Source organism: Altererythrobacter sp. B11 (assembly GCF_003569745.1).
In the GTDB taxonomy this organism is placed as follows: domain Bacteria; phylum Pseudomonadota; class Alphaproteobacteria; order Sphingomonadales; family Sphingomonadaceae; genus Croceibacterium_C.
On the sequence record NZ_AP018498.1, the window covers coordinates 2,705,001 to 2,721,215 of the forward strand.

Genomic DNA, 16,215 nt, shown 5'->3' on the forward strand with positions numbered 1-16,215 from the left:
GCGACGCTGCGGAGCGCCTGATTGCGGCGGGCAGCAGCGGCTTCCTATTTGATATTGCCGAACCGGTCAGCCCCGCGCTGCTCGATAAGCTCAGCCAGCTGCGAGCCCGCGTACCCCTGCTGTGCGACGCCTCCACCAACCTTCCCGTGGCAGCGGTGGTCGGCAGCGGGATCCTTGCGCCGCAGGATTGGCTCGCCAACGAAGGCGGGCGCGAGGCGCTGGCCCGGGCACAGCGAATCCTCGCAGAAGCGCGCAGCTATCCGGGCGAGCTCCGCTCCATTGCACCATCCTCCCGCGTGATCGCTTTGCTGGCGGCCGAACGAGCGGATCTTCGCACATCCGACAAGGCCCTGATCATAGTCGCCAATACGACAAACGAGACCCAGCCCATTCCTGATCGCGCACAGATATCCGCCACGACCGGCGCGTTTAGCCCCGCTGACTGGGGGAATGATCTGGCGCCGCACGAGGTTCGCCTGCTGCATGTAAATCGCCAGGCTCCGATCCAGAGCAAAGTCGACGCGGGCGCGGTGAACGAGGCTGCGCGGGGAGCGAGGCTAGTCATTGATCGGGTCGAACCGACGGTCGACGGCGGGGCCTTCCCCATCAAGCGAGTGGTTGGAGAGGCCATCCCGGTCGAGGCGACGATCTTCGCCGACGGTCACGAGCTTCTCGCCGCCGAACTTCACTGGCGCGCCGCAGATGAAACTGAGTGGCGTAGCGTCCGGATGGAGCCGCTGGCCAATGACCGGTGGCGGAGCGCGCTCACTCCCGAACGGCTCGGCCGGCACGAATTCGCAATCGAAGCATGGCTGGACCGCTTTGGCGCCTTCCAGCGCGATTTTTCGAAGAAGGTCGCCGCCGGCGTCGCCCAGCCCGTGGACCGCGCCGAAGGGCAGGCACTGGTCGAACGCGCCCTCGCCCGAAGCAGCGGCGATCTTGCCCGTGAGTTGAAGAAGCGCGTCAGGCAGCTCGGCGGAGCGGAAGAGGAGAGCGCGACCGAACTGCTGCTATCGCACGAACTGCGGGACCTGATGGACCGGGCGGATGATCGGCCCCACAAGCTGACCACACCTTCGTTCCCGCTCGAAGCCGAGCGGATCGAAGCGCGCTTCTCCAGCTGGTATGAGATTTTCCCGCGTTCGATGACGGATGATCCCGCGCGGCACGGCACCTTCGCCGACGTCGTGAACCACCTCCCCCGCATCCGCGGGATGGGCTTCGACACGCTGTATTTCCCGCCGATTCACCCGATCGGCCGGACCAACCGCAAGGGTCCCAACAACACGCTCACGCCCGGCCCGGATGATCCGGGAAGCCCCTATGCGATCGGCAGCGCCGAGGGGGGCCATGATGCGATACACCCGGAGCTCGGCAGCTTCGAGGACTTCGATCGACTTGTTCGCGCCGCGGCTGAGCATGGGCTGGAGATCGCACTCGACTTTGCCATCCAGGCTTCACCCGATCACCCGTGGTTGAAGGAACACCCGGGATGGTTCGCCTGGCTGCCGGATGGCAGCATGAAATACGCGGAAAACCCGCCCAAGAAGTATCAGGACATCGTGAATGTCGATTTCTACGGTCCGGACGCAGTGCCCGGATTGTGGGAGGCGCTGCGGGATGTGGTGCTGCTGTGGGTGAGCCATGGCGTGAAGACGTTCCGGGTGGACAATCCCCACACCAAGCCCCTGCCCTTCTGGGAATGGATGATCGGCGAGGTTCGCGCGCAGCACCCGGAGGTCATCTTCCTGTCGGAAGCCTTCACCCGGCCGGCCATGATGTATCGCCTGGCCAAGGCGGGATTCAGCCAGAGCTATACCTATTTCACCTGGCGCGACCGCAAGCAGGAACTCACGGAGTACATCACCGAGCTGACGGAAGAGGCGCCGAAGGAATTCTACCGGCCACACTTTTTCGTGAACACGCCGGATATCAATCCCTTCTTCCTGCAGACCGGCGGCCGCCCTGCCCATCGCATCCGGGCAGTGCTGGCGGCCACGCTTTCCGGCCTGTGGGGCGTCTATTCCGGCTTCGAACTGTGCGACGCCACACCGCTGGGCCCGGGCAAGGAGGAGTATCTCGATTCCGAGAAATTCCAGATCCGGGTCCGCGACTGGCAGGCGCCCGGCAATATCATCGAGGATATCACCACGCTCAACCAGCTACGCCGCACCTATGCTGCCCTGCAGACCCACCTCAACACACGCTTCTACGTCGCGCATGATGACAATGTCATCTGGTACGGAAAACCGTCCGGACCGGCCAACGCGCCGCTCGGCGAGATGATCATGGTGATGGTCAATCTCGACCCGCACCAGGCCCACGGCTGCGATTTCGAGGTTCCACTGTGGGAATTCGCCCTTCCCGACCACGGCACGCTTGCAGTGGAAGATCTGGTCGGCGGCTATCGGTTCGACTGGCAGGGCAAAATCCAGAACATCACCCTTTCGCCCGATGAGCCTTACCGGATCTGGCGACTTTCGCTTGCGGGAGGCGCAGCATGAATGAGGTGCTTGACCCTGTCACATCGGACGCCGTCCGCAATGTCACCGATGCCGCCCCCGGCGATCCGCTGTGGTACAAGGACGCCGTCATCTACCAGCTGCACGTCAAATCGTTCTTCGATTCGAACAATGATGGGATCGGCGACTTCGCCGGTTTGCTGCAGAAGCTGGATTATGTGGCCGATCTTGGCGTCACCGCCATCTGGCTCTTGCCCTTCTATCCCTCTCCCCGGCGGGATGACGGATATGACATTGCCGATTACCGTAGCATCAGCCCCGATTACGGCACCATGGAGGAATTGCGCGCCTTCATCGACGCTGCCCATGAGCGCGGCTTGCGCGTGATCACGGAGCTGGTGATCAACCATACCAGCGATCAGCATCCCTGGTTCCAGGCCGCGCGGCGGGCGCCGCCCGGTAGCCCGGAGCGGGATTTCTACGTGTGGTCGGACGACGACAAGCTCTACTCGGGCACGCGCATCATCTTCCTCGATACCGAAAAGTCGAACTGGACGTGGGACGAGGAGGCCGGCGCCTATTTCTGGCATCGGTTCTATTCGCACCAGCCCGACCTCAATTTCGACAATCCGCGCGTGCTGGAAGAAGTGCTGTCGGTGATGCACTTCTGGCTCGATGCGGGCGTGGACGGGTTGCGGCTGGATGCCATCCCCTATCTGATCGAGCGGGACGGCACCTCCAACGAGAACCTACCCGAAACCCACGACATCCTGAAGAAAATCCGCGCAGATCTGGATGCGCATTATCAGGGCAAGATGCTGCTGGCGGAGGCCAACATGTGGCCGGAGGATACGCAGCAATATTTCGGCGCCAGCGCCGAGCGCACGGAAGAGTGCCACATGGCCTTCCACTTCCCGCTGATGCCGCGGATGTACATGGCGGTGGCACAGGAAGACCGCTTCCCCATCACCGACATCATGCGCCAGACGCCGGACATTCCGGCGGATGCGCAATGGGCGATCTTCCTGCGCAATCACGACGAGCTGACGCTGGAAATGGTCACCGATGCCGAACGGGACTATCTGTGGAACACCTACGCCGCAGATCGGCGCGCGCGCATCAACCTCGGCATTCGGCGGCGCCTTGCCACGCTAATGGAACGGGACCGGCGCCGCATCGAGCTGATGAACGCGCTGCTGCTGACAATGCCGGGCACCCCTGTCCTCTATTACGGCGACGAGATCGGCATGGGGGACAACATCTTCCTTGGCGACCGTGACGGGGTGCGCACGCCCATGCAGTGGTCGCCCGATCGCAACGGCGGGTTCTCCCGCGCCGATCCGCCTTATCTCGCCCTGCCCCCGATCCAGGATCCCCTCTACGGGTTCGAAGCGATCAATGTGGAAGCGCAGGAGCGCGACCGGCATTCGCTGCTCAACTGGGTAAAGCGCATGCTGGCCGTGCGCCGCGAACATCGCGCCTTCGGCCGGGGCACGCAAACCTTCCTTCGCCCGGCGAACCGCCGCATCCTCGCCTATCTGCGCCAGTTCGAGGATGAGACGATCCTGTGCGTGGCCAATCTCGGCCGGACAGCGCAGGCCGTCGAGCTCGACCTGCACGAGTTCGAAGGGTGTTCCCCGGTCGAGCTCTCCGGCGGAGCGCCCTTCCCCAAGATCGGCCAGCTTCCCTATCTGCTCACGCTTCCGCCTTATGGCTTCCTGTGGTTCAACCTGTGTGGCGATGCGCAGGCACCGGAATGGTCAAGCAGCGGCCCGGGGCAGGAGGTGGAGCGCCAAACCTTCGTTCTTCGCCCGGAACTCACCGACATCCTCCGCGCCGGCAACCGCACTCTGCTGGAGCAGGATGTGCTGCCGGACTACATCCGCCAGCGCCGCTGGTTCAGTGCCAAGGACGAGGTTCTCGAAAGTGTCGAGCTCACCCGGCTCACGCCAATGCCGAAAGCCACCGACTTGTTGCTGGGCGAAGTGTGCGTCCGCACGGCGGAGGGGGAGGCGATCTACTCCTTGCCGCTGGGTATCGCCTGGGAAGGCGAGCAGCAGGGGCCCTTCGCCTCCAACCTCGCCATCGCGCGTGTGCGACGCGAGCGTTACGTAGGACTACTTACCGACGGGTTCACTCTCGCCGAGTTCGCCCGTTCGACCATGCGCGGAATGCTGGACGGGGCCCGCGTCCCCACCGAAGGCGGCGAAGTGGTGTTTGAAGCGCTCGTGCCGGAGGCGCTGGCCGTCGATCTGGAGCCCGAGTGGCTTGCGGCGGAGCAATCCAACAGCACGATGGTCCTGGGGCAGAAGGTCGTGCTCAAGCTGCTGAGAAAGCTGGCGTCGGGCATGCATCCCGATGCCGAGATGGTCCGCTACCTGTCCGGCCATGGCTTCGCCAATGTCCCGGCCGTGGTGGGAACCGTAAAGCGCGTCTCGCCCGAGGGCGAAGAGACGCTGCTGATGATGGCGCAGGCCTTCGTCTATAATCAGGGCGATGGCTGGCAATGGACGCTCGGCACGCTGGAGCGGCTCGCCACCGATACCGACCGCAGCTTCACGAATTATGAGAATTTCGCGGCCAATCTGGGCCAGCGCGTGCGCGAGATGCATGACGTGCTCGCCCGTCCGACCGACGACGCTGCATTTGCGCCGGAGCGTGTCGCAGGGACGGATGCCGAGGCTCTGGCAGAGCGCGTGAACGCGGAGCTGGATCGGGCTCTCGCCCGCCTGGGAGAGCGGGAGCTCAGCGATGAAGCGGCCGTGGAGGCCAGCTGGCTGGCCTCTCAGCGCGACCGGATCGCCGATCGCGTAACCGCGCTGGCGAAGGGTGCGGTCGGGCGCATGCGCACGCGCATCCATGGCGATCTCCACCTCGGGCAAGTGCTCATGACCGGGCACGATGTGATGATCATCGACTTCGAAGGCGAACCGGCCCGCCCCCTCGCGGAACGACGCGCCAAGGGCATGGCGGCTCGCGACGTGGCAGGCATGCTGCGCAGCTTCGACTATGCCGCCGCAGTGGCGGAAAGGAACCGGCCTGCCGGTGCGGAAACCTGGGAAGTCCGCGCGGAGCAGCGCACCGACCTGTTCCGCGACCATGCGGAGCGTGCCTTCCTCAAAGGCTATTACGGCGAGGAAACGCCCGATCCGCTGCTGCCGATCTTCCTCATCGAAAAGGCAGCATACGAAATCCTCTACGAGGCGGCGAACCGGCCCGAATGGCTGTCGCTGCCGCTGGGCGGCCTCGCCCGCGCCGCCCGTGACCTGCTCGGCGGAGAGACATCATGACCGCGCACGATCACCTGCTCACCGCAGCCGCCGCGATGCTGGAAGGCCGGCTCGACGATCCCTTCGCCCTGCTCGGGCCTCACGACAGCGCGGACGGCCGTCTGGTGCGCAGCTTCCAGCCGGGTGCGGAGGCTGTCGCGCTGCTCTCCCGTTCGAGCGGAGAAGTGATGAGCCTGATGGACGAGGTGGCGGAGGGACTCTTCACCGCCCCGCTCCCTTCGGACGAACCCTATACCTTGCGGATCACCTGGCCGGGCGGTGCGGTTCAGGAGACGGAGGATCCCTATTCCTTCGGCCTCATCCTTTCCGACCTCGATCTGCACCTGTTTCGCGAGGGCCGCCATTTCGAACTCGCCCGCGTGTTCGGCGCGCGTCCCACGCGTATTGATGATGTGGTCGGCGTCAGCTTCTCCGTCTGGGCGCCCAACGCGCGGCGCGTGTCGGTGGTGGGGGATTTCAACAATTGGGACGGCCGGCGCCATCCCATGCGGCTCCGTCACTCCGCCGGAGTGTGGGAACTGTTCGTCCCCCGCATCGGCCCCGGGACGCTCTACAAGTTCGAAGTGGCCGGGGCGGATGGGGCCGTGGTGCAGAAGGCCGATCCCCTCGCCCGCCACACCCAGCAGCCGCCCGCCACCGCGTCCGTCGTCGCCCCGCCGGCGGACTTCGCGTGGCGCGATGCCGGATGGATGGAAACCCGCGCGGGCCGCCACGCGCCGGACGCGCCGATCAGCATCTATGAAGTGCATGCCGGATCCTGGATGAAGCGCGATGGCGGCGATGCCGGTGCGCTGGACTGGGCCGAACTCTCCGAGCGGCTGATCCCCTATGTGGCGGACATGGGCTTCACCCATGTGGAGCTTCTCCCCATCATGGAGCATCCCTTCGGCGGTTCCTGGGGTTATCAGCCGCTGTCGCAATTCGCGCCTTCCGCGCGCTTCGGCAGGCCGGAAGATTTCGCCGGCTTCGTCGATGCGTGCCACAGGGCCGGGATCGGCGTCATTCTGGATTGGGTTCCGGCGCATTTCCCAACCGATGCGCACGGCCTCGCCCGGTTCGACGGCACTCCTCTTTATGAACATGCCGATCCACGCGAGGGCTTCCACCAGGACTGGAACACGCTGATCTACAATTTGGGGCGTAACGAGGTAAGCGGCTTCCTGATCGCCTCCGCCCTGTGGTGGCTGGAAGCCTTCCATGTCGACGGGCTGCGCGTCGATGCCGTCGCTTCGATGCTCTACCGCGATTATAGCCGCAATGCTGGCGAGTGGGTGCCGAACGTGCACGGCGGCCGCGAGAATCTGGAAAATGTCGCCTTCCTCAAGGAATTGAACACGATCGTGGCGGAACGCTGCCCCGGCGCGATCACCGTGGCAGAGGAATCGACCGCCTGGCCCGGCGTATCGGCGCCGGTGGCGCAGGGCGGCCTCGGCTTCGACTACAAGTGGAACATGGGATGGATGCACGACACGCTGCATTACATCGAACGCGATCCCGTCCACCGCCGCTGGCACCACGGCGAACTGACCTTCCCCATGGTCTATGCCTATTCCGAGAAATACGTCCTCCCGATCAGCCATGACGAGGTGGTGCACGGCAAGGGCAGCCTGCTCAACAAGATGCCGGGCGATCGCTGGCGGCAGCTCGCCAATCTGCGGGCCTATCTCTCCTTCATGTGGACGCATCCTGGCAAGAAGCTGCTCTTCATGGGCTGCGAACTCGGCATGGAGCGCGAGTGGAACCATGACGAGAGCATTCCCTGGCACCTTCTCGACCAGCCCGAGCATGCCGGCATCCAGATGCTGCTGCGCGATCTCAACCGCCTCTATACCGCCGAGGGCGCACTTCATGCCCGCGACACGGAGCCCGGCGGGTTCCAATGGCTGGTGGCTGATGACGCGCAGAACAGTGTCTTCGCCTTCGTTCGCTACGGCGTCGATGCGGCACCGGTCGCGGTGGCAGTGAACCTGACGCCGCAGCCGCACCCCGCCTATCGCATCGGCTTGCCCCGCAGCGGCCAGTGGCGCGAGGTGCTGAATTCCGATGCCGCGAGTTATGGTGGAAGCAACTTCGGCAATGGCGGAACGGTCATGGCCGAGGATAGCCCGCTGCACGGCCAGGCACACTCGGCAGCTGTGGCGCTGCCCCCGCTTGGAGCCATCATCCTTCGCCATGAGGACACCCGCCGTTGATCCAGCTTCCTGACCGGCTTGACGCCGGATTCCCCTATCCGCTCGGCGCCAAGTTCAACGGGCTAGGGGTAAACTTCGCCGTGTTCTCCGCCAATGCGGACAGGATCGAACTTTGCCTGTTCGACAGCACCGGCCGCAGGGAAATCGGGCGTATCGACCTGCCGGAATGCACGGACGAAGTGTGGCACGGGTTCCTCCCCGAAGCGCGCCCCGGCCTGCTCTATGGCTTCCGCGCCCACGGCCGCTACGAGCCGCAGAACGGGCACCGCTTCAATCCCAACAAGCTCTTGCTCGATCCCTACGCCCGCCGCCTCGCCGGCGAACTGCGGTGGACCGACGCGCTGCATTCCTATCGCGTGCGTTCGAGCCGGGCTGACCTCAGCTTCGACCGTCGCGATAGCGCGCCCGCGATGCCGAAGGGCGTGGTGGGCCACAGTGGCTTCGACTGGACGGGCGACGAGCGGCCACGCGTGCCCTGGTCGGACACGGTGATCTACGAAGCGCATGTCAAAGGGCTGACGCGGCTGATGGAGGAAGTGCCGCCGGCCGAACGCGGCACCTATGCGGCTCTCAGCCACCCCAAGGTCATCGGGCATCTGCAGCGGATCGGCGTGACCACGCTGGAACTGCTGCCGATCCATGCCTTCGTGCAGGATCGCCGCCTGCAGGAGGCGGGCCTCGCCAATTACTGGGGCTATAACACCCTGGCCTTCTTCGCGCCGGAACGGCGCTACATGGCCGGTGATACCGGCGACGAATTGCGGCTGGCCATCCGTCGGTTGCACGCTGCCGGGATCGAAGTGATCCTCGACGTGGTGTACAACCATACGGCCGAAGGCAGCGAGCTTGGCCCGACCTTCAATTTCCGCGGGCTCGACAATGCCGTGTATTACCGCCTCGTCGAAGGTGACCCGCGCTATTGCGTGAACGACACCGGCACCGGCAATACGCTGAACCTCAGCCATCCGCGCGTGCTGCAGATGGTGGCGGATTCGCTGCGTCACTGGGCGGAAAGCTACCATGTGGACGGCTTCCGCTTCGATCTCGGCGTGACGCTCGGCCGCGATGGCAACAACGGCTTCGATCCGCGCAGCGGCTTCTTCGATGTGCTGCGGCAGGATCCGGTTCTCGGCCAGCTCAAGCTGATTTCCGAACCGTGGGACATTGGGCCCGGCGGTTACCAGCTGGGCAATCACCCGCCGGGCTTCGCCGAATGGAACGATCGCTTTCGCGACGCCACCCGCCGCTTCTGGCGTGGAGATTCGGGTGTCCGGCCGGAGTTCGCCAGCCGCATCGCCGGATCGGCCGATCTGTTCGATCGCCGCGCCCGCCGTACCTGGGCCAGCGTCAATTTCGTCACCGCGCATGACGGCTTCACCCTCGCCGACCTCGTCAGCTATGCCGAGAAGCACAACGACGCGAATGGCGAGGACAATCGCGACGGCCATAGCGACAATCACTCCGCCAATTGGGGGCATGAGGGGCCGATCGATGACCCCGCGATCACCGAATTGAGGGCCCGAGTGTCCCGTTCGATGCTGACCACGCTGTTCTTCTCGCTGGGTACGCCCATGCTGCTGGGGGGCGACGAATTCGGCCGCACGCAGCGCGGCAACAACAACGCCTATTGCCAGGATAACGAGCTGAGCTGGATCGACTGGAGCCAGGTCGACACCGCGGAAGGACACAGCCTCAGCGATTTCGTCCGCCGCCTGACCGCGGCCCGGCGGCACTACCCCCTGCTTCGCGCGCGCAAGTTCCTGCACGGGGAGGTCGAAGTGGCGCCGGGCGTGCTCGACATCGACTGGTTCGACGAGCGCGGCGAGCACCTGAGCGAAGGGGATTGGAACAACAGTGAAGGGCGTGCGCTGGCGATGCGCCGCGCGCGCCTGCTCCCCGACGGACAGGTGGAAGTGGTGACGATGCTGATGAACGGGGCCGAGGTGCCGCTCGACTTCCATCTGCCGCCCCCCGTGCTCGAGCGCCGGCTGATTATCGACAGCGCCGATCCGAACGCGCCGGAACGCGAGGTGGTAGAAAGCGTGACCGTGCAAGACCGCGCCGTAATGTTGATCGTGGGAACCGGAAAAGTCTCATGACCGGCTGGGGCCCGCAATTGCTGGCGGAAGGGCGCACACTCTTCCGCCTGTGGGCCCCGGACTGCGATGCCGTGGAGCTGGAGCTGCGCGGCGGGGCTTCGCTGGCGATGCACAAGGATGCGGACGGGTGGTTCTCCGTGGAGGCCGATGCGGCGCCGGCAACGCGATACCGCTTCCGCCTCGCCAGCGATCTCGTGGTGCCCGACCCTGCCGCGCGCGCGCAGGATGGCGGCGCGCATGGCTGGAGCGTCCTGACAGACCCCGACAGCTATGCCTGGCGTCAGCGGCATTGGACAGGCCGCCCATGGGAAGAGGCGGTGATCCAGGAAGTTCATGCCGGAGTAGCCGGCGGCTTCACTCGGCTGGCGGGGCAACTGCCGCGCCTTGCGGAACTCGGGATCACCGCGGTGGAACTCATGCCGATTGCCGCCTTCGGTGGCGATCGCAACTGGGGCTATGATGGCGTGCTGCCCTATGCCGTGGCGGAAGGCTACGGCACGCCCGATGACCTCAAGGCGCTGATCGACCGGGCGCATGAGCTGGCGCTGATGGTGTTCCTCGACGTGGTCTATAACCACTTCGGGCCGGACGGAAATTACCTCGGCGCCTATGCCTCCCCCTTCTTCGATGAGCACGCGCATACGCCGTGGGGCGGCGCGGTGGCGGTATCCCGCCCGCCGGTGCGCCGCTTCTTCATCGAGAATGCGCTGATGTGGCTGGATGAATATCGCTTTGACGGGCTGCGCTTCGATGCCGTGCATGCCATCGCCGATGACGGCTTTCTCGACGAGATGGCCCGCGAGATCCGCGCGGCCCTGCCGGGGAGGCATATCCACCTCGTGCTGGAAAACGAAGGCAACGACGCGGCGCGCCTCGCCCCCGGCCTCTATGACGCGCAGTGGAACGATGATTTCCACAATGTGCTGCATGTGCTGCTGACCGGGGAGACGGACGCCTATTACGAAGGCTTCGCCGAGGATCCCACGGCGCGGCTCGCCCGCTGCCTTGCCGAGGGCTTTATCTATCAGGGAGAAGTGCCGCCGGGCGACGATGCCGAACCGCGCGGCACGCCGAGCAGCCATTTGCCGGCGACCCGCTTCGTGGCGTTTCTCCAGAATCATGACCAGATCGGCAATCGCGCATTGGGCGAACGGCTGACCCTGCTTGCCGAGCGGGATCGCCTGCGCGCCGCCACGGCGCTGCTGCTGCTGAGCCCGCAAATCCCGCTCATGTTCATGGGCGACGAGAGCGGCAGCCAATCGCCCTTCCTCTTCTTCACCGGCTTTCACGAGGAGCTCGCGGACGCCGTGCGCGAGGGGCGGCGGCGGGAATTTGCGCGCTTCGCCGCCTTCGCCGATCCTGACGCGCGGGAACGCATTCCCGATCCCAATGCGGTGGAGACGTTCCACGCTTCCCAGCCCGAGCCCGGGCCGGACGCGGAGGACTGGCTGGAGTTGTACCGGACGCTGCTTGCCCTGCGGCATGATCAGATCATTCCCCGGCTGGCTGGCGCACAGGGCGAAGGCGCGGAGGTTCTGGGCGAAGGGGCCGTGCACGCACGCTGGCGCATGGGTGACGGCGTGCAGCTGAACATCGCGATCAACATCGGCGAGCAAGCGGTGCCCTTTCCCTCGGCTCCGCAGCCCTTGTTCGCGCTTGGCGAGGCAGGTGCCCCCGCATCCTTCGCAGCGTGGCTGGCATGAGCGATCTCGCCACCCTCGCCCGCGCTGCCGGACTGCAGATCGACTGGACGGATGCCGCAGGGCACGCGCAGCATGTCTCCGACGAAGCGCTGCGCAGCGTACTCAGCGCACTGGGCTATCCGGCCGAAAGCGATCGCATGATCGGCGAAAGTCTCGCCAAGTGCCGCTCGGAGGAGGCTGCCTGCAGCTTCCTTTCTGCCGATCGCGGGCAGCCCATCCCCCTTCCCCCCGGCTGCGGCACGCCGGGCGAGGCCGAGATCATCCTCGAAAACGGGGAGGCGATCACGGTGCCGATCGAGCGGGGGAAGGATGGCCTCTCCCTCTCGGCGGTGGATGCTGTCGGTTATCACCGGCTGCGGCTGAGCTCGCGCGAACTGCTGCTCGCGGTCGCTCCTGAACGGTGCCTGCGCCCGCGTGACCTATGTGAGCGGCCGCGAAGCTGGGGGGCGGCGGTGCAGACTCCCTCGCTACGCAGCGATGCACAGCGACCCTATGGCGATTTCGCCGCGCTTGCGGAGGCAGCACGAAGCTTTGGGCGAACGGGTGCGGACGCGCTGGCGATCAGCCCGGCGCATGCTCTCTTTCCCGGCGATCCCGCGCGGTTCAGCCCCTATGCTCCGTCCAGCCGGCTGTTCCTCAACATCCTGCTCGGCGATCCGGCGCTGGTCGGCCATGCACCCGCCGCCGGCGAGCAATCCGAGCTCATCGACTGGGACGCCGCAATCCCGCGCCGGATGGCCGATCTGCGGCAGGCCTTCGCGCAGCTGGGCGATGCGCAGCGGCGAGAGTTCGAGACCTGGCGCATGCAACAGGGCGAGGAGCTCGAACGGCACGCCATCTTCGATGCGCTGTTCGAACATTATGCGCTTAGCGGCGCGGGCGGGTGGCAGGGCTGGCCGGACGAGTATCACGACCCGGCTGGCGCGGCGGTGGCCCTCTTCGCGCAGCAGCATGCGGAGGACGTATCCTTCTATGCCTTCGCCCAATGGCTTGCGGCGACGAGCCTGGATGCGGCGCATCAGGCGGCGCGCGACAGCGGCATGACAATCGGCATCATTGCCGATCTCGCAGTGGGCATGGACGGCGGCGGCAGCCACGCATGGAGCCGGCGCGAGGAATTGCTGACCGGCCTCTCCATCGGCGCCCCGCCCGACCTGCTCGGCCCGCAGGGACAGAACTGGGGCCTCACCAGCTTCTCTCCGGCCGCGCTGAAGCGCACGGGCTTCGCCGCCTTCATCGCCACGCTGCGCGCCGCCTTCGATCATGCCGGCGGAGTGCGGATCGACCACATCCTCGGCCTCAGCCGCCTGTGGGTCATTCCCCATGGCGCGGCCTCCGGCGAGGGCGCCTATCTCACCTATCCGACCGAGGACATGCTGCGCATCCTCGCGATCGAATCCCACCGCGCACGCGGCATCGTGATCGGGGAGGATCTGGGCACCGTGCCGGAAGGCCTGCGCCCGCGGCTGGAACGGCGCGGCGTGCTGGGCATGCGCGTGCTGTGGTTCGAGCAGACTGATGACGGAGACTTCCTCCCGCCAGCGGCGTGGGACGAAGAAGCCGTCGCGATGAGCGGCACGCATGATCTCTTCACCCTCGCCGGCTGGTGGAGCGAGCGGGATATCGACTGGAACCGCAAGCTCTTCCGCAGCCCGGCCGGGGTAACCGAGGCGGAGGAACGCGCCACGCGGGGGGCGGACCGCAAGCGGCTATGGGGCGCCCTGCTCCACTCCGGCGCAGCGAGCGGCGCCCTTCCCCCGGCGGACGAGCCGGGAGCATTTGTCGAGGCGGCGCTGGCCCATGTCGCCTCCGCGCCCTGCGAACTCGCCATCCTGCCGCTGGAAGACCTCGCGGGATTGCGCGAACAGCCCAACCTTCCCGGCACCACCGATGAGCATCCCAACTGGCGGAGACGCATGCCCGATACTACGCCTGCCCTCCTCGCCCGGCCGGACGTCATCCGCCGCATCGCCCGCGTGGACGAGGCCCGCCGATGATTCCCCGCGCCACCTATCGCTTCCAGTTCCGCCGGGAATTTCCCTTCGCGCGCGCCGAGGAACTGGTCCCCTATCTCGACCGACTGGGCATCAGCCACATCTATGCCTCCCCGGTTACCACCGCGCGCAGCGGATCGCCGCATGGCTATGACGTGGTGGACCCAACGCGCATCAATCCCGAGCTCGGCGGCGAAGCGGCACTGCGCAGCCTCGTCTCCGCGTTGAAGGCGCGCGGCATGGGCCTCATCATCGACATCGTGCCGAACCATATGGGTGTTGCCGGCGGCGAAAACGCCTGGTGGAACGACGTGCTGGCGCAAGGGGAAGCCAGCCCCTACGCCCGCTTCTTCGACGTGGACTGGAGCGAGCCGCTGCTGCTGCCTATCCTCGGCAGCCCGCTGGAACAGGCGCTGGAGGAGGGAGCGATCACCATCGACCAGGCGGCGGGCGAGCCCACGCTGCTGCTCTATGGCGAGCATCGCATTCCGCTCCGCCCGGAAGACCGTGCGAACCTTCCCGCCCCCGACGACCGCGCGGGACTTACCGCCGTGCTCGAACGCCAGCACTACCGGCTCGGCTGGTGGCGCGTTGCGGACGACGAGCTTAACTGGCGCCGCTTCTTCACCATCAACGACCTGGCTGGCCTGCGGATCGAGGATGACACGGTGTTCGAGGCCACCCATGCGCTCTACTTTCGCCTATGGCGCGAAGGCCTGATCGACGGCGTGCGCGTGGACCATGTGGACGGGCTGACCGATCCGGGTGCCTATTGCCGCAAGCTGCGCCGCCGCTTCGAGCAGGAGGCGCAGGGCAGGACAGATCCAGCCTATATCGTGGTGGAAAAGATCCTCGGCCCATCCGAACACTTGCCCGCCGATTGGGAGGTGGACGGCACCAGCGGCTATGACTTCATGGAACAGGCCGCCGCCCTGCTGCACGATCCCGCCGGCGAACAGCCGCTGGGCGAGATCTGGCGCAGCTTCTCGGGCCGCGCGGAGGACTTCGCGGAGGAAGAGCTGCAGGCGCGGCAGGACATGCTGTCCTGGGCATTCTCGGGCCAGCTCGAACGCTGCGTGGATGCCTTCGCGGTTCTGGCCGGATCGGCCGCCGAAACACGCGCCTTCAGCCGTGCCATGCTGCGGCGGGCGATCGAACGCTTGCTGTGGGTCTTTCCTGTTTACCGCACCTATGGAACGGGCGCGGATGCGCCTGCCAGCGACGCCCGCATCCGGCAGCAGGTGCGCGAGGCGGTGCAGCCGCATATCCCCCCGGGCGAGGCCCCGGTGGTGGACTCTATTCTCGCATGGCTGGCCGGAGAAGGACCGGGCGAGCCGACGCTGGCAGCAGAGGCGGTGCGCCGTTTCCAGCAATTGTCGGCACCGGTCGCGGCCAAGGCGGTGGAGGATACGGCCTTCTACCGCCACGGCCACCTGCTTTCGCGGATGGATGTGGGCTTCGATCCCGCCTGCTTCGCCATGGGAACGAAGGCCTTCCACCGCGCCTGTGCGGAGCGCGGCGCGCACTTCCCCCACGCCATGCTGGCAACCGCCACGCATGACCACAAGCGGGGCGAGGATATGAGGGCGCGGCTGGCCGTTCTGTCCGCCATTCCGCACATCTGGCGCGAGCGGGTGACCGGCTGGGACAGCACGGCCGACGGGCCATCGAGCGGCCTCACCGGGGCGGATCGCTACATCCTCTATCAGACGCTGTTCGGCGCCTGGCCCGAACGGCTGGAGGCGGAGGATCGCGAAGGGCTCGGGGAGTTTGCCCGCCGCCTGATCGCCTGGCAGGAGAAGGCCCTGCGCGAGGCCAAGCTCCGCTCCTCCTGGGAAGAACCCGATGCGCAATATGAAGGAGCGGCGAGCGCCTTCATCACCCACCTGCTGGAGAGCCTCGCCGCGGCCTCCGTTCGGGCCGACCTGCGGCAATTCGTCACCGAGACGCGTGCCGCCGCAACCGCCAATTCGCTGGCGCAGGTGGCGCTGCGCTACACCGTGCCGGGCGTGCCCGACCTCTATCAGGGCACCGAGCTGCCCGATCTCAGCCTGGTCGATCCCGACAATCGCACCCCCGTGGATTACACTCTGCGCCAGGCAATGCTGGCGGGAGAGACTGCGAAGGACGCCAAGCTGGCGCTGATCGAACGCCTGCTCGCCGCGCGGCGCGATGCGCCGGAACTGTTCGGCGGGGGCGACTATCGCCCTGCCCGCGTCACCGGCGAACGGGCCGGGCATGTGCTGGCCTTCACCCGGCGCGGGGGTGGAGCCGAGTTGCGCTGCGCCGTGCTGCTCCGCGCCGGGGAGGCGCTGCATGGCGCCGACCAACCCGTCCCGTCGGAGGACTGGTGGGCGGACACGGCGATCGTGTTCGAAGGCGATGATGGGGCCAGTGCGGCCGCAGAGTGCTTCGCCGAGGGTCCGGTGTTCTTCAGCCTGCAGCAGCAATAGCTGCCGCCGGGGCACCCCGCCC

General features: G+C 66.3%; 7 protein-coding genes (1 of these 7 cut by a window edge). All 7 read left to right on the top strand.

The window, feature by feature from the left end; all coding sequences use genetic code 11:
- Tightly spaced (each overlapping or abutting the next), the 7 genes in view from AEB_RS12905 to treY form a layout consistent with a single transcriptional unit that may run on beyond the window.
- Positions 1–2,504, top strand: the 3' portion of a protein-coding gene (locus AEB_RS12905; RefSeq protein ID WP_197714432.1) for an alpha-1,4-glucan--maltose-1-phosphate maltosyltransferase. 556 nt of this gene lie to the left of the window's left edge; the window shows 2,504 of its 3,060 coding nt (coding positions 557–3,060); the start codon falls outside the window, past its left edge; it ends in the stop codon at positions 2,502–2,504.
- A complete protein-coding gene (treS, locus tag AEB_RS12910; protein WP_119083518.1) occupies positions 2,501–5,752 on the top strand; it encodes a maltose alpha-D-glucosyltransferase in 3,252 nt (1,083 codons plus the stop codon). Before AEB_RS12905 ends, treS begins: the two co-directional genes overlap by 4 nt.
- The gene (glgB, locus tag AEB_RS12915) at positions 5,749–7,944 is read left to right on the top strand and encodes a 1,4-alpha-glucan branching protein GlgB (RefSeq protein ID WP_119083519.1); all 2,196 of its coding nucleotides are present in this window, start codon (positions 5,749–5,751) and stop codon (positions 7,942–7,944) included. Before treS ends, glgB begins: the two co-directional genes overlap by 4 nt.
- Complete coding sequence (glgX, locus tag AEB_RS12920) at positions 7,941–10,043, top strand: glycogen debranching protein GlgX (protein ID WP_119083520.1); 2,103 nt, start codon at positions 7,941–7,943, stop codon at positions 10,041–10,043. The genes glgB and glgX overlap by 4 nt, the downstream gene beginning before the upstream one ends.
- Positions 10,040–11,746: a malto-oligosyltrehalose trehalohydrolase gene (treZ, locus tag AEB_RS12925; protein ID WP_119083521.1), complete on the top strand. Its 1,707-nt coding sequence runs from the start codon at positions 10,040–10,042 to the stop codon at positions 11,744–11,746. Before glgX ends, treZ begins: the two co-directional genes overlap by 4 nt.
- Positions 11,743–13,743 (top strand): 4-alpha-glucanotransferase, encoded by a 2,001-nt coding sequence (gene malQ / locus AEB_RS12930; protein WP_119083522.1) that lies wholly within the window; start codon positions 11,743–11,745, stop codon positions 13,741–13,743. The genes treZ and malQ overlap by 4 nt, the downstream gene beginning before the upstream one ends.
- Positions 13,740–16,193: a malto-oligosyltrehalose synthase gene (gene treY, locus AEB_RS12935; RefSeq protein WP_119083523.1), complete on the top strand. Its 2,454-nt coding sequence runs from the start codon at positions 13,740–13,742 to the stop codon at positions 16,191–16,193. Before malQ ends, treY begins: the two co-directional genes overlap by 4 nt.
- Positions 16,194–16,215: the final 22 nt, after the last annotated feature.

Coding starts and splice junctions, on each gene's coding strand:
- glgB (WP_119083519.1), top strand. CDS start 5,749: ATGACCGCGCACGATCACCTGCTCACCGCAGCCGCCGCGATGCTGGAA.
- treY (WP_119083523.1), top strand. CDS start 13,740: ATGATTCCCCGCGCCACCTATCGCTTCCAGTTCCGCCGGGAATTTCCC.
- malQ (WP_119083522.1), top strand. CDS start 11,743: ATGAGCGATCTCGCCACCCTCGCCCGCGCTGCCGGACTGCAGATCGAC.
- treS (WP_119083518.1), top strand. CDS start 2,501: ATGAATGAGGTGCTTGACCCTGTCACATCGGACGCCGTCCGCAATGTC.
- treZ (WP_119083521.1), top strand. CDS start 10,040: ATGACCGGCTGGGGCCCGCAATTGCTGGCGGAAGGGCGCACACTCTTC.